Raw genomic sequence first — 20,236 nt, 5'->3', positions numbered from 1 at the left:
TTTATGACATAACTTTATATCGGTCTGTATCATACTTTCTTCCTTTCTTCATACATGAAGAAGAGAAGAAGTGTTGTCAGGCCTGTGACGGCTGGCGGCTGGCTGGCTGACTGACTGACCGACTGCGGATGCTGCGATGGTGGTCGCCTGGACGAGGCCCGACGCCCGCGCCAGGCCCGGCCCGCTGCCGTCGCGCTCGCTCTGGCCTGGGCCGGGCCGGCTGCTGTCGTTGTTAGTGTAGCGCACGCGAAAAGGTGAGGGCGTCATCCTTCTGGATGATTGCCGGGGTGATTCGGCGGCTGTGCGCTGCCCCGGATGGCGCTCCTTAGATGAGGCTGTAGCGGCGGGCGGCGGCGATGGCGCGGTGACGGCTGTGGACGTTGAGCTTTTGGTAGATGTGCCGGACGTGGGTGCGCACGGTGTTGACCGAGACGACGAGTTCGCGGGCGATCTCGGCGTTGCTGTAGCCGAGGGCCAGCAGGCGCAGGACGCGTAGCTCCTGGACCGAGAACGGCTCGGGCAGGGCCGCCTCAACGATGGTGATGACGGGCGGCTGCTGGCTTTGGCCGGCGGCGAAGTCCTTCAGAAGGCTCTCGGCATAGGCGCGCAGAACTTGCCCGCGCACGCGCGGGAGCAGCTCGCGTAGAAGGGCGGCCAGGGGCTGGCCTTCGTCGAGGAAGAGGCGGCGATGGCTCTCGACTTGCCCCTGTTCAAGGGCGCGGCAAAGATAGAGGCCGGCAAGCACAGGGTCACGCTGCTGGGCATGGGCGCGGGCAAGTAAGAGACGCGCTTGCAGCAGGCTGCGCCCACGCCCGTATTGCTGGGCGCGCCGCTCGATGGCTTCCAGAAGCTGGAGGGCCCGGCGGGCCTCGCCGTTGGCGAGCAGGAGCCGCGCGCTGAGAAGCTGGTATTGTTCAAAGAGCAGGCCATACGGTCCCTGGGCGATGGGCGCAAGCTGATCGCCCTGGCGCTGGCTCTCGTTGGGGGCGGCGCTGGCCTCGGCGGCCAGGAGGCGCGGCTGCTCCTCCTGGTGGGCGAGCGCTTCGGCGAACCGTTCGGGTTCTTCGGTGAGGTCGCTCGCCGGCAGCCCGCAGAGCCGCCCGATTTCATAGAGGCTGTCGCGGACGGCCTCAACGTTGCCGCGCTCCAGTTCCAGACGCGCCAGCCAGACCAGCGGGTCGCCGAGCAGGTAGCGCTTGAAGTCCGTGGCGGGGAAGGCCTCGTTGACCGCCAGGAGGAGAGCGCGCAGGCGGGCACAGGCCTCGTCAAGCTGACCGCGCGCCTGGCTGATGAGGGCCTGCACCTGGGCGGCGAAGAGGTTAAAGAGAGAGACTATCAGGGTTTTGCGCGCGTCGTCGTGGTCTTCGGCCTGGGCCTGTAAGGCGCGCAGCTCTTCCTCTAGCAGGCTGAGCTGCTCGGCGGCCCCGGCCAGATCGTTCCAGTCGTAGAGGATCTGGGCAAGGCCCAGGTGGGCGAAGAGGCTGAGCGGCGGCTGCGAGCCGTTCAGCCTGATGAGCTGGCGGTAGTGATGGGCGGCCTCGTGAAGCTGGCCACGCAGGTTGAGGACGAGGGCGCGCAGGCCGCCAAGGCCTCCCGACCATGCGTCGGCTTCGGCGCTGCTCCCGCTCTGCGGCATGAGGCTCACAATCTGCTGGCTGAGCCGATCAGCTTCGTTGAGATCGCCACTCTGCAGCGCCTGGCCGAAGAGATGGCCAAGGCAGAAGAGGCGCCAGTCGCTCTCGTCGGGGGCCAGGTGTTCCAGGGCGGCGCGCGCGTAGACGGCGCTCTTGTAGAAGTGTCGGGCGGCCTCCTCGGGCCGGGCGGGTAGGCGCTCCTGGACGAGGAGGCGGCAGGCGTAGAGGCGCGCCAGTCCCTCCCGGTAGTTGCTCTGGCGCCATAGCTCTTCGGCGCGGTTGAGCAGGGCATTGAGGCGCGCCTCTTCGGCGGGCGTCAGGTGGCGCTCTTGCTGGCGGCTGCGCCGCTCGTCAAAGAGATCCGCCAGGATGCCCAGGACGCTGAGCAGGCAGAGCTGAGGCCGGCTCCAGATGAGCGCCTCGGGCAGGGCCGCCAGCCAGCGCCGCAGCCGCTGCAGGCTTTGATCGTCGCTCTGCAGGCGTAGACGCAGGGGAATGGTGCGGCGCTCGATCAGGTCGGCGGTCCATTGGGCGACGCCGGCTTGCAGCGCCAGCTCCGTGGCCTCGTCAAGCTGACCGCAGGCGGCGTACCAGCGGCTGGCCTGGTAGGCGATGAGGCGCCGCTCTTCGGACGACAGGCGCTGCTGCGCGGCGTGCTGCAGGGCTTCGGCGAAGAGGGGATAGTAGCGATAGCTCTCCTGCTGCGGGTCAAGCGGCTCGATGAAGAGGTTGCGACGCGCTAGCTCGGCCAGGATGGCCGCGCTCTCCTGCTGCCCGCTGACGAGGCGACAGAGGTCGGGCTGCAGGCTCGGCAGCCAACAGGTGCGCAGTAGGAAGTCTTGCAGGTGCGCGGGCAGTCCCTGCAGGACTTCGCTGCTGAAGTAGTCGAAGAGGGGGAGCTGACTGCCGCGGAAGGTGCTCAGGAGCTGCTCTAGCCCGACAGGCGAGCGTTCCCCGTCGGCGCCATCCGCTCCCTGGCGCTCGCCGGCGAAACGCGCGCTCTCTAAGAGGAGGCTGAGCAGGCGCAGACCAGCCGGCCAGCCGGCAAGGAGCTGGTCGATCTGCTCGCAGTGCTCGGGGGCCAGGGACAGGCCGCGGGCGGCGAGAAAGGCGGCGGTCTCGGCCTGCGAGAAACGCAGCTCGGGGGCGCGTAGCTCTAGCAAGCTGCCTGCAGCGCGCAGGCTGGCGAGGGGGAGCGGCGGCTCTTCGCGTGTGAGCAGGACCAGGCTGAGGCCGGCGGGCAGGTGGCTGATCAGGAAGCTGAGGGCCTGGTGAATGGCTTCGCTCTGGATGAGGTGGTAATTGTCAAGGATGAGCAGGCCGCGGGCCGCGCGCTCGTTGAGCAGGTTGAGCAGGAGGATGAGCTGCTGCCTCTGCTCGTCGCTGGCGACGGTCATGCCGGCGAGGCCGCTGAGGCCAGGGCCGGCGGTCAGAGGATGGGCCGGCGCCGCGCTGAGCCGCTGGCACTCGTCCCGCGAGAGCCAGGGCGCACAGGCGGCCACCAGGTAGCGCCAGAAGCGCTGCGGCTCGTTGTCGCCGGCATCGAGGGTCAGCCAGGCGACGGGCAGGGCCTCCGCCCCCGGCTCAGGCGCGCCGTTGAGGTGGGCCAGCCACTGGCCTACCAGGCTGGTTTTGCCGCTGCCCGCCGGCGCACAGAGCAGGAGCAGGCGCCGCTCCCGCCCCCGGTCAAGCAGGCTCAGCAGGCGCTCGCGCCGGATGAGGTCGCTGGCCAGCAGCGGCGGCCTGAGCTTGGTGAGCAGCAGCGGCTCACTCGCCGCGCGCTCCACCTGTTCGTGTCGCGCCCGCATGCGCTCGCGCAGCTTGCGACAGCTCAGCTCTAGCTCGGCGGCAACCGCTTCGAGCCGCTCCAGGGTCAGGGTGCCGGTCCTGCCGGCGTACTGCTTAAAGGTGCGATGCAGACAGTGCCGGAAGGCGTACCAGTAGATGGGACGGCCCTTGCGGGTCTCGCGTCGGAGGGTCATCTGCCCGAGACGCCCTTTGAAGTGAAAGGCGCTCTGGCTCTCTAGCCAGAGCCGCCAGGCTTCGCCGTGACGCGGTAGGGGCTGCACGGTGCAGCTCAAGCGGTTGCGTAGAATGTAGTCCTGTTCCTCGGGTAGCCAAATGATCTCGGTCTCGGTGTGGACTCCTGGTGATGTCGATCGTGCTGATTCGCCGCTGTGCAAGGTTTCCTCTCCTCCCCCAGGCCGACGCTGGTCGCGCGCAGCAGGGCGCTCGCCGGTCGCCGACCCAGGCGCTCCCTAGAACCACGGTAACGATGCTCTTGCTCCCCTCGGCGAGGTCGCTCCGCTCTTCCTGTGAGGCTTGTTTGTTCGTTTGCTCGCTCGCTGCTGTGAATGGGGCGGGCGGACGCTTCCCGGCGCCTCCCATCTTCCTCGGTCTCTCCCAGTATATCAAAGATCAGGGGCGCTCTGCTACTGCCAGCTCAGCTTGAGGCCCCCGGGCCGACGGGCAGAAGCGGCGCCCGCGACAGGTGATCTCTCTGCTATGATGGGGGGCATTTGGCTGGTTGGTATAATGAAACAAAGGCGGAGCGAGCCGCTGCTGATAGAGTCAATCACCTCGCTCGCTCAGCTCCTGAGAAGCTGAGTGGAGCAAGAAAGGAGGAGAGAACTTGTCTGGTCAAGGCCGGCTGTGGCCAGTGGCGCTCGGCCTGGGGCTGGCCCTGCTGGTGCTGACCATCTTCGTCTATGGGGGCAGCGGCCTGCTGGTCTTCTCGCCACCACAGGTGCGACAGATGCCGTTTGAGTCACTGTCGACTCTGAGCTGCCTGCTGACGGCTCTGGCGCTGGCGCTGCTCGCCATGCTCTGGCGGCGCACCCGCTCTCTGCCCTGATCCAGTGAGCAGTGCGCCCGGCTCGCTACCGGCTCTATCGGCGCCTCTGGCCCGCTCAGCCTTGAATGGGTGCCTGTTTCCCTCACTCTCTTCTAGCTGAGCGCTGCCTCAAGCAAGTATTGCCAGTAGTTCTGACGATCTTGACAGAGGCTACGCTTTGCTCTATGCTACTCCTACCTCCGAGTTTCAATGTGGCGCGCCTGGTCCGCGGTTTGCCAGTTCCGCGGATCAGGCGCGCTTTTGTCTCGCTCTACCGCTATCCCTTGGAGGGGCTAGCGATCAGGAATTTCCTCAAGGAGATCCCCCATAGAGACATGTAAAGCGCGGGCAATTTTGGCTAGCGTTGATGCGGGAGGCATGTAACCCGGATCTTTGAGCATGCGCTTGATCGTTGTCTCAGGCACCGAGGCAAGTTGTGCCAACCGCTCGGCGCTCACTGCTTTCTCTCGCAAGACTCTATGCAACCGGAGGCGGTACACCTTTTATCTCTCCTTGCCTTGTGACCCGTGACAAAGACAAAACAAGTCCGTTGCTCATCCAGACAACCTGACTGCTCTAGCTCCGTATGTCAATCAGTAGCGGGTATAGCTGCTGAGCTGCGGACTCGCCTTGTCTGAGTGGGTCGCTCTGGCAGAGAGTTCGAAGGCTCTAGAGATCTGGGAGCGAAAGGCGGCGGATCAGGGATCTCCTCGATCAGATCATCAATGTGGACCTGCAATGCTTTCGCGACCTTGGCCATCGTGGCGATTGAGGGGAGATATGAGGGGTCTCGTACTAGTCGCCGTACCATTGCTTCAGTTAACGTCGTGTGCCGTGCGAGCCATGTCTGTGTGACGCCCTTCTCACGAAGGACTTCCTTGACTCGTAGACGGTACATCCTCTACTCCTTCCTGTTTGTTGCCCTTCCTTGTGTAATTTGAAAACCCCAAGAAATGGCCCCTCTGAAGGCAAACAACTGCCTCTGATCCAGACTGCAGAAGGCTGATTCAAGGGGATGCGCTTGAGCGGTATAAACTACCTGCTCTGCTTGCGCCGCTAAAGCAATTATAGGTGTATAAATCCCTGCAAAAAAGTCACGTAATGACATCTATGCGAGAAGATATATCAAATAGGCGGGGTATAAAAAGACCTATCTGATCAAATAGGTCTATTTGCTTCGAGGAAGGGAAGCGAGGCCAATCCTAGACTAGTCTGAGGTGGTCTGGCTTCCCTTCGTCTGAGAGGGGACTGAGATGGGGAAAGAAACAGAGCATGGGAAGCGCCAGGACTTTATATCTCCTCGTCCTCATCTGGGCTGTACTCTATCAGATCCTCCACGCTGCATTTTAGCACTTTGGCAACCTTCATGAGGGTCGACGCCTGCGGGTCATAGTTGGGATCTTTGACCATTCTTCTCACGACTGAATGAGACAGGCCGGCCTTTCTTGCAACCCATCCTACTGTCTTGCCCTGGCCTTTAATAACATCTTTTACTTTTAGTCTAAACATATCCTCACTCGCAAATAAGCCTCATTGATAATGTTTGCTTAGGAGTATAGCGGGATCTGCGGTCTTATGGGGAGTCTCTAGATCAAGTCACTTAATTAAGTGACTTGATCTCGTTACCTATTCAAGTGATTTATCTGGATGATTTTTTAAAATCACTTAATTACATACTGGAAATATTTTAAGATCAATGCTAACCTTGTAGAAGAAAAAAGCTCCTGTGCTGTAAACGAACTCGGAGGTGAGAGATGGGCCTGCCGCCGGGAGGGAGGAAGAGGGCGCCGTACCTGGTCATCTGCTATTGCGAAGAGGTGGGGGATCTCTTCCTGCTACCAGCGACCTGTGAGCGCTGTGTCCTGCAGATTCTCAAGAAGCTGAGCGCCGAGCCGGCCTTTGACCCCTTCACCATCGTAGTAGAGCGCGAGGGGAAAGAAGTGCTGCGCCTGGGGGCGAGGCGTATTGTGAGGCCGTTGGGGGAGAGCGCGGCAGAGACGGAACCTGGAGAGGATGGCCAGCCCTGTAGTGAGCCGCTATAGTGATTAAAGACTGACAAAACATGCATAAAGAACACCGATTCATTGCTATTGGCCTGCGAGTACAATGAACTTAAGAGCACCGTGAACAATGGCATACGAACTAGAGATTGTCTATCCGAGACGGACGGGCCTCAGCCAGCCAGCGGCGCTAGCAGGAGCATATCGCTGGCCCTATCAACTGATCGCGCACTGTCGGCGGCTGAAGCGCTTCGTCATCGTACCAGTGGAGGTGCAGATTTGGTACCGGGAGCCTGGCGGCAGCCAGCGCGAACTACTCTATCGGTTTCGCCTGCTGCCACCTGTACCTATAGCGCGCGCGGTGGGAGAGGAGCGCCAGCCAGTGACGAGCAGACGGGACGTTGCGCCCACCCACCCGTCAGCGCGGGGGGAACGATCCCGGTTCATTGCCTTTCCTTGAGATTCTTCCTTGCTCAACTGGATGCACCTGTGGCCAACTCGCCCGGGTGGAGGCCTGGGGGAGGATCTCGTCGGGAGGCGCCCGGCCTGGCTTTATTGAACCGAGCCCGGCCAGGCCGGGGCCGAGCGGCGGGGTCAGCCTCCGGGCCGGCCACCGCGGGGCGAGCGGCATGAGGCGCAACCTTGGCAAGGCCCGGAGGGACCCCGGGCGGATCGTGGTCGCGTACCGACGCTCCTTTCCTGCGAGCCATCACCCCCGGCCCGCTCGCTGCTCGCTCGCGCGGCGTGCGGGCGGGCCGTTGGGGCGCAGTCTGGCCTACCCGATTGGCCGGCTTGATGAGCTGGCGGCCCGCGCCGGCCCTATCTCTGCCCTGGCACCGGCGTCACGGCGGCCCGCTCGCCGACTGGCCACGGCTCAGGCTGCGCCAGCTCCCCGACTGCGCAGGTGGGACCCGTCGTCGACCCGGCCACGCCCAGTGCGGTAGGGGCCGCGCAGAGGCGCGGCATCAGGGATGGTGGAAGGGAGGAGCAGGAGAAGAAGCAGGGAGAGCATGCGGGCGGACGGGTCGAGACCGGTCGCTACGGCTAACAGGCCTTCGCCTGGCCCGGCTGCTGGGCGCCAGCCTCTGCGGCCAGGGCGCCTGCCTGATCAGAGCGGCCAGCGAGCGCGGCAGGTCACCGGGCATCGGGGCACCAGGTACCGCGGGGCTTGCCGTCCGAGGCTGCCTGGCCGGCACGGTCGCCACTACCGACCCGGCCCGTTCGCCCTTCCGTCACCTCATCAGAGTAAGGCTGTCTGCAGTGTGAGAGATCTGAAGGAGCAAGTACGTCATGCAAGAGCAGACAAAGCGCGCCGCGCTCATCGGCGAGGCCGGCCAGCCGCCCCAGGAACAGGCGCCGCTGGCCGCCGCGGTCCCGCCCGCTGCCGAGGGGCCTGCCCAGGGCGCCGCGGCCCCCTGTATTTGTGGCCGCCTGACCAGCCATCGCTATGGCCTGCGCATGCCCGCCCGGCTGGCTCAGGAGCTGCGCGACTACGTCTTCCACGAATACCAATATTTACCTGAAAAATGGCAGTTGCGCATCATCAGCGATCTCTGCCTGCATAAAGTGCTTGAATACGCGGCGATCGCTTTCACCGCCTGCTCCCTCGACTGCGCGGAGCGCATCCATCAGCGCGACTACCCGCAGCTTGACGGTGAGCCGTGGTGCATTCTGTAGCAACCAGCGACGAAGCGAGAAGAAGCCCGACGAAACGAAATGAGAAGAGAGAGGAGAAGCAATGGCGAGCGCTCAGCAGACGTCTGGTGCAGTTGAGAGTGACCGCGTGAGTGCGGGCGCGTGGCGCGGCCCCGCTCGCTTCTGCCAGGCGAGGTCTGGTCGTACCTCGCTGCACAGTGTTCACGTTGTGAGCAGTTTCTTTCACAGCCAGCAGATACCTCTCTCCTGTTTCACTTTGTCTGTTGCCCTTCTTTGTAGCGCCCTCTTCTGATCCGGGCGCGGCGACGGGTACCGGGCAAGCGCCGTAACCCCCTTCACGGCGCCCGGGCCCGTCGCTGTGTCCTTTCTGGCCAGATGCGCGCGCTCTCCTCGCCTGGCTGTCCCCCCTGCTAAGTCCCGCGCCTCTCCCAGCAGAGCACCACTGCTGGCTGTTCCGCGTAGCTTGTGATAGCGCAAGCAGCCTGCCTATGCTATGAGCATAGTATTGCAGATCAGACAGGGGAGGAATGCGCCTATGCGCGTGCTTAAGAACGGGCCAGCGTGGCACTATAGCATACGCACAGAACCAGGGATAGACTTCTGCCTCTGGATGCTGAGGATCGATGGACTACGGGTGACCCCCTTCGATACTCATCCAGACGGGGCCCATCGCCTGCAAGCGGCGGGCCTGACCCCGGAAGCGTGGCGAAGCTGGTTTCTGCGGGTCCTGGCCAAACGGAGAGATTTACAGGCTAGAGAAGATCCAGATGTATGGGTAGCGGAGGCGACAGCGAGCTATAGCCCGATCAGCCTCTGGCCTGGCTCGGAGCGCCTCAAGGAGCGGCTGCAGGAACTCTGGCAGCTCTATGAGCTGCTGGCCACCCAGCTCAGCGAGCCTGCCGCGCCGCAGGCAGATTTCATAGGAGCGCATGCTACCGCCCAGGGAAAAGCGCAGACTGTGGAAAGACTTGACCCCCTTTCAGCGGCGCCTGCCCCCTCTCGATATCTACCTGGAGGATTACCCAGACGCCCCGCTCTTCGTCTATCCACCAACAATGCTGGTCATCGGGAACCGTGAAAGGAAGCTCAGAGGCGAAGCCTTGAGGCAGCGCATCTTGCAAGGAGCGCGGGAGCTTGCCGCCGCGGGCGAGAACAGGCCTGAGCAGCTCCCCGGCTCGTAAGCGAGCCTCCTGCCCCGAGCCTGAGCTGAGCAACGGCAGCGCTGGGAGCGTTCCCGCTTGACAGGGCCAGCGCCCTCTGTTACCCTTTCCTCTAGAGCACGCCCGGGGCCGACCTTTGAGGCGTGCGAGAGAGCAAGCCAGACCCGGCCAGGCGCAGCGCCGCGAACAGAGCGGCTGAGAGCATCTCGCTCGCCCTGCCTGGTCGCCGCTGCACCAGCCAGAGAGGAGCGCAGTGCAAACCAGACCCAGGCTCATCATCGTCGGAGGCTTTCTCGGAGCGGGCAAAACCACCCTGCTGCTCCAGGCTGCCGCCATCCTGCGACAGCGCGGCCTGCGCGTCGCCCTCATCACCAACGACCAGGGGCAGCACCTTGTCGATACCGCCCTGGCCGCCGCCGGCCTCGAGCCCGAAGGGAGCGGGGCCACAAGTGCGGAATGGGACCCCGCCGTAGCCGAAGTCACCGCGGGCTGCTTCTGCTGTCGCTTCAGCGACCTGCTAGAAGCCATCGACACCCTGGAGCGGCGGATAGCGCCGCAAATCATCCTGGCCGAACCCGTCGGGAGCTGTACCGACCTGCAAGCCACCGTCATCCTTCCCCTGCTACATCTCTACCGCGAGCGCTACAGTCCGACCTGCCTGAGCATCGTCGTCGACGGGCCGCGCCTCTCCCACCTGATCCGTCACGGCGACCTCAGCCTGCTCAGCGACGACATCGCCTATCTGTTCGCGCGCCAGATCGAAGAGGGAGATCTCCTCCTGATCAACAAAAGCGACCTGCTCAGCGCCGACGAACAGCTCTTTCTGCGCAACTGGCTGCGGGCCTACTGTCCCAGCGTTCCCGTGCTCTCCACGACGGCACGGCGGCGCGAGAGCGTAGCTCTCTGGCTCGATACACTGCTCCAGGCCTTCAACGAAGCCCAGATCAGCGCCGCCGCCGCCCATCGCCTGAACGACCTCGACTATGGGCGCTACGCACGGGCCGAAGCGCGGCTTGGCTGGCTCAACGCCAGCGGTCGCCTGCAGCGCGCCCAGCCGCCCAGCGCCGCCAACGGCGCCGCCAGCCAGGTCCTGAGCTGGGCCACAGCCCTGCTCAACCAACTGCAAGAGCGCCTCACGCGCGAGCGGCTGACCATCGCCCACATCAAGCTACTCGTCGCCCCGCAGGCCCTGCAGCGCCTCGTCAGAGAGCCGCCGGCGGCGAGCGAGCAGGCCGAGCTAGCGAAGCGCCTCATCAAAGCCAGCCTCTGTGGTCCCGGGCCGGCGACCATCAGTTGGGACGCGCGCAGCGCCCACGTCGTCCCTGAAGACGCCGTCTGGCTGCTCAATGCGCGCGTCGACTGCCCGCCCGCCGTACTCGAAGAGCACGTTCGCGCCGTACTGGCGACGGCCCCCAGCGGCCTGCAGGCCACCATCGACGAACTGAGCGCCTTCCAGCCGGCGCCGCCCCGACCGCAATACCGCTTTGGCGCAGGCAACGGCGGCCCCGCCGCCTCCTGAGCGGCGCATCGCAGGCGGAGCGACCGGAAAGCGCCCGTACCTGCCCAACCCAACCGACCGACCCAACCAGTACCCAACGGCCAGACCAACCCGACCGAGGCGCAAGCCTGAACAGCCTGGCTGACAGGAAGCAAGAGGAGCAAGGAAAGCGACCATGAAAACCACAGCGCGCACGCGAAGCAAGCGAGGAGTAGCCCCCCTCTCTGGCATTCCCCTGGGAGGACTGGGCACCGGCAGCATCGAAATCCGCGCCGACGGCGCCCTACACGAATGGCAGATCTTCAACAATCCCCCGTGGAGCGGGCAAGGCGCCCCGTGGAATCCGCCGGTCGCCTCGCCCATCCGTCCAGGCGACACCCTCTTCGCCATCCGCGCCCGACCCAGCCGGGCCACCGGCGCCAGCGGAGAGAGCGCGCCGGCGGTCGTGCGCATCCTGCGCGAACGCAGCGAGAGCGAAGCGCGCTTCACCTACATCCTGTCGTACGTAGAAAGCGTCCAAGAGATCCACTTTAACGGCGAATTCCCCTTTGCCTGGCTGGACTACCGCGACCCGGCCCTCCCGCTGGCCGTCAGCCTCGAAGCCTGGTCCAGCTTCATCCCGGGAGATGTCAAACATTCGGCCCTCCCGGCGGCCTTCTTCACCTTCCACCTCAGCAACCCCGGTCCAGAAGCCGTAGAGGTCTCCCTCCTGGGCATCATCCCGCACATCTTCACCCTGGAGGCCCTCAGCCAGGGGGCCGGCCAGCCCCAGACGCGCAGCGAGCGGGCGCCCGGCCTGAGCGCCCTCCTCTTCAGCGCCGACGGCCTGCCCGCCGAACATCCCCTGGCGCGCGGCTCGCTCGTCTTTGCCCTCCTGGAGGACGACGCCGAACTCGTGCCGGAGCTGCGCGAAATCGGCGACCTCAACGCCTGGCAGAGCTGGGCCCACAGCGGCCACTTTCTCCCTGATCCCGTCGGAGGCGACCCCCTGCGCGCCCTCCTGGAGCGCATCATCCGCGAAGGGCTGGACCCGGCCAGCGCCTACGGCCAACTGCCCAGCCTGCTGCGCGGCATGGTTGACAGCGCCCTCGTCCCCGACCGCAGCGAGCTACAGGCGCGCATCGCCGCCGACCCCATCCACTACCAGGACCCGCGCTGGCGCTGGGCCTTACTGCTCGAACTCAACCTGACGCCCGCCGAGCGCGCCCAGTACGAGCGCGAGCGCCAGGAGCGGCCCGAACTACAGAGCGATCCGGCCCAGGCCGCAGCTCGCCTGAGCGAGCTGGGAGCCTTGACGCGCCTCCTCAGCGAGCAGGCCCCGAAGCTCTTCAACACCCGCGCCAGCCGCCCGACGCGCGCCGTCATCAGCAGCCCGCCGCTCACCCTGGACCCCTGGAGCGAGCGCGACCTGACCTTTCTCCTCACCTGGTACTTCCCCAACCATCGCGGCGAGCAGGTCGGCGACGACCTCGGCCACCGCTACGAAACCTGGTTCAGCGACGCCCTCGACGTCGCCCGCTACGTCGCCGAGGCGCGGCCCGCCCTCTACACCCGTACCCGCGCCTTCCACGACCTGCAGTACGCGGCCTCCGTCCCCTACTGGCTGGCCGACGCCATCAATGCCCAACTCACCACCCTCGTCAAATCCTCCTGGCTCGTGCGCGACGGGCGCTTTGGCATCTGGGAAGGCCTGGGCTGCTGCGGCCTCCAGACCCTCGACGTCTCGTACTACGGCTCCCACGCCGTCGCCCTCCTCTTCCCCGAACTGGAAGAGCGCCAGCTCCAGATGACCGCCGACTTTCAGCTCACGCCCGCCTCACCGCGCTACGACGAATACTTCTTAGCCTTCGCCCCCAACCGAGAGCGCGTCTGGCGCCAAATCGAGCGCGAGCCGGAGCTAGCCCGCGATCCCCAGCGCCGCCAGGCCCTCTACCGCGCCGTCGCCGCCGAGACCGGCCTTGACGCCAGCGGACGCATCCCGCACCTCTTCCCCGGCAGCTTTGCCGTCGTCGACGCCTACCACATGGTCGACCTGATGCCCAAATTCGCCCTGCAGGTCTGGCGTGACTACCGCTGGACGGCGAACCGCGCCGCCCTCGAACGGCTCTGGCCGGCAGTCAAGGCCGCCATAGAGCACGCCCGCCGCATCGACGAACTGCAAGTCGGCCTCCCCTACCACTACGACCACGCCCCCTCGGAGACAGCCATCTCTTCCCAGACATACGATACCTGGGACTTCATCGGCTACTCGGCCTATGTCTCAGCGATCTGGCTGGCGGCCCTCAAGGCCACAGCCCAGATGGCCCGCCTGCTCGGCGATGAGGACTACGCGCGCGACCTGGAACGCCAGTTTAGCGAGAGCCAGGCCAGCCTGGAGCGCCTGCTCTGGAACGGCGAGTATTACGATCTGTGGTTCGACCCGCGCAGCGGACGGCGCAATCAGGCCTGTATGGCTGACCAGCTCAGCGGCCAGCTCTACGCTACCCTGCTCGGCCTGGGGGACATCCTGCCGCGCGCGCATGTCCTGTCAGCCCTGCGCGCCATCTATCGCTACAACTTTGTCCCCGGGCGCGGCCTCGTCAATGGCGTGCTGCCGCCCGGCAAGCGCGCCGACCAGCCCGATCACTGGACCCTCGGCGACCCACGCCACCAGGCCGACAGCGTCTGGTCGGGAACCGAATACGCCGTCGCCGTCCAGATGCTACTAGAGGGCCTCGTCAGCGAAGGATTGACAATCATACACGAAGTCTACCGGCGCTACGAGCGCGCCGGCCAGACCTGGGACCATCAGGAGTGCGGCGGCCACTACTATCGGGCCCTGAGCATCTGGCTGGCCTGGCCAGCTCTCGGCGGCCTCAGCTACGACGCCCCACGCCAGGCCCTGCGCCTGCAGCCGCGCCGGCTGCCCGCCGACGGCCACTGGCAGCAACCGCTGACCCTGCCCGGCTGCTGGGGCAAGATCGAATATCGCGCCGGCGAAGGGCGCCTCCTGCTCCACCTGCACGAGGGGCAGCTAAGCCTGCGCGAGCTTACCCTACCCGCCGGGGCCGGCGCAGGACGCACCCCCCCAGGCGAACAAACCGTCTGGCTGGCCGCCGTGCCCATTGCAGGCCGCCGCGAAGGCGAACGCTGGCACTTCGATCCACCCGTGCTCATCGAAGCCGGCCAGACCCTGGAAGTGCGCCTCTAGCCCCGCTGCCCTGCCTGCCCGGCCCCCGCGCCGCGCGCGGACTGGCGGGCGGGCCGCCGGCAGCGCCACCACTCAGTTGACCAGCCAACGAACGCCCGAAGCAAGCCAACGAGAGAGAGCGAAAAGGAGGAACCTCTCCGTGCAGCCCCAGCAGCGCTACGAGCAGCAGGAAGCGCTCAACGAGATCGATCGCCTGGCCAGGATCGGGCCCTTTGCCCCCGACTGGCAGGCCCTGCGCGCCTACCGCGTACCGGCCTGGTACGCCGGCGCGCGCTTCGGCATCTTCATCCACTGGGGCCTCTACGCCGTCCCCGCCTACGACAACGAATGGTACCCGCGCAACATGTACCTGCCCGACACGCCGGCCTACCGCCATCACCTGGCCACCTACGGCCCGCCCGACCGCTTCGGCTACAAAGACTTCGTACCGCACTTCCGCGCCGAGCGCTTCGACCCCAGCGCCTGGGCCGCCCTCTGCCAGGAAGCCGGCGCCCGCTTTGTCGTACCCGTCGCCGAGCATCACGACGGCTTTGCCATGTACCGCTGCAGCTTCTCGCGCTGGAACGCCGTCGACATGGGACCGCAGCGCGACGTCATCGGCGAGCTGGCCGAGGCCGTGCGCGCCCGCGGCCTCACCTTCGGCCTCTCCTCGCACCGCGCCGAACACTGGTGGTTTTTCAACGGCGGCCGAGCCATCCCCAGCGACGTCCAGGACCCGCAATACGCCGACCTCTACGGCCCAGCCCGACCCGAAGACGAGCCGCCCGACGCCGCCTTCCTCGCCGACTGGCTGGCCCGACTCTACGAACTGGTCGAACGCTACCGGCCCGCCCTCATCTACTTCGACTGGTGGATCTCACGGCCCGCCTTCCGTCCCTACCTGGCCCGCTTCGCCGCCTACTACTACAACCGCGCCGCCCAATGGGGCCAAGAAGTCGTCATCACCTACAAAGAAGGCGCCTTTGACGAAGGCTGCGCCGTCGAAGACATCGAACGCGGACGCCGACCCACCATCAGCCCACGGATCTGGCAGGCCGATACCAGCGTCGCCCGCAACTCCTGGGGCTACACCACCGCCCAGGACTACAAGCCCTTCGGCACCCTGCTCGACGACCTCATCGACACCGTCAGCAAAAACGGCGTCTTCCTGCTCAACATCGGCCCGCGCGCCGACGGCAGCATCCCCGAGCCGGAGGCCGACCTCCTGCGACGACTGGGGCGCTGGCTGGCCATCAACGGCGAAGCCATCTACGACAGCCAGCCCTGGCACCTCCACGGCGAAGGCCCCACCGCCAGCGCCGCCGGCGCCTTCAGCGAGAGCCAGCAGGCCGCCTTTACCGACCGAGACCTGCGCTTCACCCGCCGCGGCCAGACCCTCTACGTCCTCCTGCCCGTCTGGCCCCAGCAAGGCCGGATCACCATCCAGGCCCTGGCCGCCGGCAGCCCCCACTACCCGCAGAGCATCGGCGCCGTACACCTGCTCGGCGCCGGCGACGCCTCCCTCCCCTGGACGCGCGACGACCGGGGCCTGCACGTCACCCTCCCCAGCGCCCCGCCGGGCGAGCGCGGCGGCGCCCTCAAAATCCTGCCCGCCAGCTAGAGAGAGGAAGCGAGCGGCTCCGCCAGAATAGCCACCTCCAGCCCGGCCAGCGTCAGCGCCTCCCTCAGCCGACGGCCCGTCAGCAGCTCCTCAAACGTGCGGCCCGCCGGCAGCCGCACCGTCGCCGGCTCCCGCCCATGATTGAGCACAAACAGCAAGCGCTCGCGGTCCGTCTGGCGCAGCGTCGCCTCCACCCCCGGCGGCGTCTCCAGCACCGGCGCGATCCCCAACGTCGCCAGCAGCTCCCCATAGAACATCTCCAGAAAAGCCGCCTCCGGCTCACAAGCCAGATAGAAAGCCTGACCACGCCCCACGCGATGGCGCGTCAGAGCCGGGCGCCCCGCATAGAAATCCTCGCCATAGCGCCCCAGCACCTCGGCCCCCTCACTATGGATCAGCGCGCACAAATGGCCACAGACGAAAGAGCGCCCATCGTGCAACACCAGGCGATTGGTCTGCCCCGGCGGCAGCGCATCGATCTCCTCATTCCAGATCCCCAGCACATGGCGCAGCGGCCCCGGATAACCATCCTCGAAAGCCAGATCGCATTCATCCACCATCCCAGACAGATAGGTCGTCACCAGCGTTCCCCCATCCTGCACAAAAGCCGCCAGACGCTCGGCCAGCCCCTCCTTGAGCAAATAGAGCAGGGGCGCCACCAACAAACGATAGCGCCCCAACTCCGAATCCCAAAAGACCAGATCGACCGGCACATTGCGCCGCCAGAACGGCGCATAATGAGCGCGCAGCGTCTCTAAATAGCGCTTCTCGCGCGTCGGCCCGCTGCAATCCTCCAGCGCCCACCAGTTTTCCCAATCGAAAAGCAGCCCCACCTGAGCCGGCGTCACCCCGCCCAGCGTACGCGCGCCCAGGCGCTCCAACTCCTGGCCCAGGGCGCGCACCTCCTCAAAGACGCGCGTATCGCTGCGCCCGCTATGCTCGATCACCGCCCCATGCAGCTTCTCAATACCACCGCGACTGCGCCGCCACTGAAAGAACATCACCGACTCCGCCCCGTGAGCCAGCGCCTGATAGCTCTGCAAACGCAGCTCCCCGGGCCGCTTCAACCTATTGTACGGCTGCCAATTCTGGCTACTGGGCGACTGCTCCATCAGCAAGAACGGCTGCCCATCGCGCAAACTACGCATCAGATCGTGAGCCAGCGCGATATCAAGCGGCTCATCCTCAACAGAAGGATAGCAGTCCCAGGCCACCACATCCATCTCACGCGCCCACCGGCGATAATCGAGATCGCGATAGAAGCGCATCAGGTTCGTCGTAATCGGCACATCGCGCGAAAACTGACGAATGGCCTCGCGCTCCAGCTTAAAGCACTCAAGCAACATCTCATTCTGAAAGCGGCGGTAATCCAGCGTCAGCGCATGGATCGACCCCTCACCATTGGCATAGGGAGGCTCAATCTGCGACCAATCCGTATACGTATGGCTCCAAAAGCGCGTCCACCAGCGGCGATTAAGCTCATCAAGGCTGCCATAGCGCGACCGCAACCAGTCGCGGAAAGCCGCCGCACACTGCTCACAATAACAGGCCGGCGCATACTCATTCGAAACATGCCAGGCCACCAGCGCCGGATGAGCATGGTAGCGCTCGGCCAGCTTCGCCGCCATCTGCGCGGCCAGGCGCCGATAAACGGGCGACGTCGGGCAATAATTGACGCGCCAGCCATGATGGCGCCGGCGGCCCGTCGGATCGGCGCGCAGCACCTCGGGATAGCGCTGCGACAGCCAGGCCGGCTGCGCCGCGCTGGGCGTGGCCAGACAGACCTTGCAACCCGCCGCCGCTAACTTATCCAGCACCTGATCAAGCCAGCCGAAAGTAAAGCGCTCCTCCGCCGGCTGCAGCGCCGTCCAACTAAAGACGCCCACCGTCGCCACCCGAAAACGGCACTCCTGCATCAGACGGAGATCCTCATCCCAGATCGTCCGTGGCCACTGCTCAGGATTATAATCGCCACCGTACCAGATAAAAGGAGCACGCGGATTCAACGGTGCAAAGGCCTCCATACTTCTCCTCCTGGGCATGATGCCAGACAGGACGAATCTCAGAGAACCATCGTCACCTGCATGCCACCATCGGGCAGGGGGAACCAACACGAAGCCGAGGCCTCGGCCAGCGCCGGAGCCGCCGCCGCCGCTCCCGGCCAGCGCGGACACACCCGGCCATTAAGCAGCACACGCTCTACAGGCGGCTGCCCGGCCAGCTTCACCAGACGCAGCCCCAAACGGCGCTTCACCCCCAGCACCTCAAGCGCCAACGTCGTCCCCTGCAAACGCGCCGTCACCGTCGTCTCCCCATCCAGATCGCAGAGCGTAAACGAGCCGGCCCCCTCCGACAGCAGATAGGCCTCAAACGTCACCGCGCTAAACGGCTCCTCACGCACAAACGGCACAGGCTCCGTCATCGGGATCAGCGCATTGGCCCGCACATAGAGCGGCAACTGCTCCAGAGGGGCGTGAACCTGGAGCGTCGTCGGCCCCCGCAGCACCGCATGGCTCCAAAAATCGACCCAGGCCCCGGCGGGCAAATAGACCGGACGCTCCCCCCCGGCGCGATAGAGCGGCGCCACCAGCAGCTCAGAGCCAAACATATACTGCAGATCCAGCGTATAGGTTGCAGGATCATCGGGGAACTCCAGCACCATCGCCCGCAGCAGCGGCAGGCTGGTCCGTGCAGCGATACAAGCATAAGTATAGATATACGGCAGCAAGCGATAGCGCAGGCGGGCATAGAAGCGAAAGATCTCCAGCGCCTGCGGGCCGAACTCCCAGGGGAGGCGCGAACTATTGCCGTGGGCGCGCGTCAGAGGAGAAAAGAAACCGAACTGGGCCCAGCGGATATACAGCTCAGGAGAAGGATGGCCGGTAAAGCCGCCGATATCGTGGCTCCAGAACGCATGCCCGCACATCCCGATACTCAGACCACCGCGCAAAGTCGAAGCCAGGGCCGTAAAAGTCGCATTCGGGTCCCCGCTCCACTGCGCCGCATGGCGCTGGCCGCCGGCGTAGCTAGAGCGGCCCCAGACCAGGCCCGCGCGGCCCGTCTCGCGCGCCGTCACCTCAGCCACCGCATCGTTATAGAGCAGCGCATACAAATTATGCAAGCGCTCGCCCGCAATCCCACTATAGGCCACCACATCCGTCGGAATGCCCTCCCCGAAATCCGTCTTAAAGACATCCACCCCCAGGCGCAACTGTTCGCGCAACAGCCCCTGAAACCAGGCCACCGCCTCCGGGTGCGTCACATCCAGCATCGCCACCGGCGGATGAAAGCCGCCCCACAGATCGGCCACATACGGCTCACCGGCAGCATTCTTCAGAAAATAGCCGCGCGCCGCCCCCTCCGCAAAGCGCTCGCTGGCCGTCCCCAGATACGGATGAATCCACAGACAGACCTTAAAGCCCTGAGCCTTCAACTGAGCGATCAAGCCCGCCGGATCAGGAAAGCGCTCCTCATCCCACTGCACCTCTGACCAGCGCCCGAAGCGCTGCCAGTAGCAATCGAGATGCAGCACATCGCAAGGAATATCGTACTCGCGGATCAAGCGCGCCCGCTCCAGCACCTGAGCGGCGCTATCGCGCTGGAAGCCCGACGAAATCCAGGTACCCAGCGCCCACTTGGGAGGCAGAATCGGAAAGCCCACCAACGAAGCATAGCGCGTAATAATCGTCTTCAGATCCGGCCCGGCGATCACATAATAATCCAGCGCACTATCGCGGCTGATCAGCGTAAACGTCGCCGTATTGCTAGCGACCATATCGAAATCGACCGCACAGGGACTATCGACAAAGATCCCATACTTGCGCGAACTGACCACGAAAGGCACATTCTTATAAGCGCGCTCGCTGAAGGCCCCCCCACAATCACAATTCCAGGTCGTGATTCGCTGCCCGCGCTTATCGAAATCCGTGAACTTCTCGCCCAGCCCAAAGAAATGCTCATCGGGCTCGGCCGTAAACGTATCGTGGAAGGCCACGCGCCGGCCCTGCACGCGGCTCAGCCCGAAGGGCAAAATCGTCAACTTCATGCGCACATTGGTCAACTCGCTATAATTCTGGGCCAGCAGCGTCCGGCCAGAAGCATCCAGGAAACGCAGGCCGAAGGGGCGCAGAGAGGCCTCCAGGCGCAGCGAAGGGGAGAGCAGAGCCAGGCCCGAGGCCTGCTCCTGGATCAGCAGAGGAACCTCAGCCGGGGGCGGAGGCAGATCGCGCGCCAGGCGGATGCGCGTCGGATCAGGCTCCTCCTCCAGCACGACGCGCACAATACCATCGGCCACCAGACTGAGCGTCACCAGGACCGTTCCACCGCTGAGCGTGCGCCCCTGCAGCCGCACGCTGCGCTCAGCGCGCTCCAGCAGCGAGGCCTCCACCACATAATCGGGGCCGCCCTCGTCGTCCGGCCCGCGCACCGGCAAGCGTGGCGGCTCAGTCATATACAGATTGTACGGAAGCAAAGGAACCGGCTCTGCCATGAAGACTACTCCTTCTTCCATGCATGCATAGTCGCTTTGTCCGATAGTGCCGACATCCTGTCCTCAGCCAGCCCGTCCATCCGTCCATCCGGCCCGCCCGCCGGCTGCTGCCTGACCGGAGCCAGAGGGCAGAGCGAGCGCACGAGCAAGAGCATCACCCCTTGACAGGAAGGAGG

At 65.2% G+C, this 20,236-nt stretch carries 14 protein-coding genes; 8 read left to right on the top strand and 6 right to left on the bottom strand.

Features of this window, described 5'->3' with window-relative positions; translation table 11 throughout:
- Window positions 1-325: 325 nt before the first annotated feature.
- Window positions 326-3,817, bottom strand: a complete 3,492-nt coding sequence (locus AC6H1L_RS06625) for a winged helix-turn-helix domain-containing protein (RefSeq protein WP_497600742.1) — start codon at window positions 3,815-3,817, stop codon at window positions 326-328.
- 449 nt (window positions 3,818-4,266) lie between these two features.
- On the opposite strand from AC6H1L_RS06625, the gene AC6H1L_RS06620 reads away from it, so the two are divergent.
- Window positions 4,267-4,488 (top strand): hypothetical protein, encoded by a 222-nt coding sequence (locus tag AC6H1L_RS06620; protein ID WP_497600741.1) that lies wholly within the window; start codon window positions 4,267-4,269, stop codon window positions 4,486-4,488.
- 272 nt (window positions 4,489-4,760) lie between these two features.
- On the opposite strand, the gene AC6H1L_RS06615 is transcribed toward AC6H1L_RS06620, so the two are convergent.
- The 3 genes from AC6H1L_RS06615 to AC6H1L_RS06605 all read right to left on the bottom strand — a co-directional run bounded on the left by AC6H1L_RS06615 (window position 4,761) and on the right by AC6H1L_RS06605 (window position 5,976).
- Window positions 4,761-4,940, bottom strand: coding sequence for a helix-turn-helix domain-containing protein (locus tag AC6H1L_RS06615; protein WP_497600740.1), 180 nt, complete (start codon window positions 4,938-4,940; stop codon window positions 4,761-4,763).
- Window positions 4,941-5,056: 116 nt separating this feature from the next.
- The gene (locus AC6H1L_RS06610) at window positions 5,057-5,365 is read right to left on the bottom strand and encodes a helix-turn-helix domain-containing protein (protein WP_497600739.1); all 309 of its coding nucleotides are present in this window, start codon (window positions 5,363-5,365) and stop codon (window positions 5,057-5,059) included.
- A 392-nt stretch (window positions 5,366-5,757) separates the two neighbouring features.
- Window positions 5,758-5,976 (bottom strand): helix-turn-helix domain-containing protein, encoded by a 219-nt coding sequence (locus AC6H1L_RS06605; RefSeq protein WP_497600738.1) that lies wholly within the window; start codon window positions 5,974-5,976, stop codon window positions 5,758-5,760.
- A gap of 245 nt (window positions 5,977-6,221) precedes the next feature.
- Here AC6H1L_RS06605 and AC6H1L_RS06600 point away from each other — a divergent pair, with 245 nt between their 5' ends.
- The 7 genes from AC6H1L_RS06600 (at window position 6,222) to AC6H1L_RS06570 (ending at window position 15,571) form a co-directional block, all read left to right on the top strand.
- Entirely contained in the window at window positions 6,222-6,509 is a 288-nt protein-coding gene (locus AC6H1L_RS06600; RefSeq protein ID WP_497600737.1) for a hypothetical protein, read from the top strand.
- Between the two features lie 88 nt (window positions 6,510-6,597).
- A complete protein-coding gene (locus AC6H1L_RS06595) occupies window positions 6,598-6,927 on the top strand; it encodes a hypothetical protein (RefSeq protein ID WP_497600736.1) in 330 nt (109 codons plus the stop codon).
- Between the two features lie 830 nt (window positions 6,928-7,757).
- Window positions 7,758-8,144, top strand: coding sequence for a hypothetical protein (locus AC6H1L_RS06590; RefSeq protein WP_497600735.1), 387 nt, complete (start codon window positions 7,758-7,760; stop codon window positions 8,142-8,144).
- 589 nt (window positions 8,145-8,733) lie between these two features.
- On the top strand, window positions 8,734-9,201 hold the full coding sequence (locus AC6H1L_RS06585; protein WP_497600734.1) for a hypothetical protein: 468 nt from the start codon (window positions 8,734-8,736) through the stop codon (window positions 9,199-9,201).
- Between the two features lie 335 nt (window positions 9,202-9,536).
- Window positions 9,537-10,802: a GTP-binding protein gene (locus tag AC6H1L_RS06580; protein WP_497600733.1), complete on the top strand. Its 1,266-nt coding sequence runs from the start codon at window positions 9,537-9,539 to the stop codon at window positions 10,800-10,802.
- Window positions 10,803-10,956: 154 nt separating this feature from the next.
- On the top strand, window positions 10,957-13,971 hold the full coding sequence (locus AC6H1L_RS06575) for a GH116 family glycosyl hydrolase (RefSeq protein WP_497600732.1): 3,015 nt from the start codon (window positions 10,957-10,959) through the stop codon (window positions 13,969-13,971).
- A gap of 139 nt (window positions 13,972-14,110) precedes the next feature.
- Window positions 14,111-15,571 (top strand): alpha-L-fucosidase, encoded by a 1,461-nt coding sequence (locus AC6H1L_RS06570; RefSeq protein WP_497600731.1) that lies wholly within the window; start codon window positions 14,111-14,113, stop codon window positions 15,569-15,571.
- Here AC6H1L_RS06570 and AC6H1L_RS06565 read toward each other — a convergent pair.
- Window positions 15,568-17,595 (bottom strand): beta-galactosidase, encoded by a 2,028-nt coding sequence (locus AC6H1L_RS06565; protein ID WP_497600730.1) that lies wholly within the window; start codon window positions 17,593-17,595, stop codon window positions 15,568-15,570. The genes AC6H1L_RS06570 and AC6H1L_RS06565 overlap by 4 nt on opposite strands.
- A gap of 38 nt (window positions 17,596-17,633) precedes the next feature.
- Complete coding sequence (locus tag AC6H1L_RS06560; RefSeq protein WP_497600729.1) at window positions 17,634-20,060, bottom strand: TIM-barrel domain-containing protein; 2,427 nt, start codon at window positions 20,058-20,060, stop codon at window positions 17,634-17,636.
- Between the last annotated feature and the right edge of the window lie 176 nt (window positions 20,061-20,236).

Source organism: Thermogemmatispora argillosa (assembly GCF_059696725.1).
Note: the sequence above shows the minus strand (reverse complement) of the source record. Positions and strands in the feature narration are given on the sequence as shown.

Coding starts and splice junctions, on each gene's coding strand:
- AC6H1L_RS06610 (WP_497600739.1), bottom strand. CDS start 5,365: ATGTACCGTCTACGAGTCAAGGAAGTCCTTCGTGAGAAGGGCGTCACA.
- AC6H1L_RS06605 (WP_497600738.1), bottom strand. CDS start 5,976: ATGTTTAGACTAAAAGTAAAAGATGTTATTAAAGGCCAGGGCAAGACA.
- AC6H1L_RS06600 (WP_497600737.1), top strand. CDS start 6,222: ATGGGCCTGCCGCCGGGAGGGAGGAAGAGGGCGCCGTACCTGGTCATC.
- AC6H1L_RS06595 (WP_497600736.1), top strand. CDS start 6,598: ATGGCATACGAACTAGAGATTGTCTATCCGAGACGGACGGGCCTCAGC.
- AC6H1L_RS06590 (WP_497600735.1), top strand. CDS start 7,758: ATGCAAGAGCAGACAAAGCGCGCCGCGCTCATCGGCGAGGCCGGCCAG.
- AC6H1L_RS06585 (WP_497600734.1), top strand. CDS start 8,734: ATGCTGAGGATCGATGGACTACGGGTGACCCCCTTCGATACTCATCCA.
- AC6H1L_RS06575 (WP_497600732.1), top strand. CDS start 10,957: ATGAAAACCACAGCGCGCACGCGAAGCAAGCGAGGAGTAGCCCCCCTC.
- AC6H1L_RS06565 (WP_497600730.1), bottom strand. CDS start 17,595: ATGGAGGCCTTTGCACCGTTGAATCCGCGTGCTCCTTTTATCTGGTAC.
- AC6H1L_RS06560 (WP_497600729.1), bottom strand. CDS start 20,060: ATGGCAGAGCCGGTTCCTTTGCTTCCGTACAATCTGTATATGACTGAG.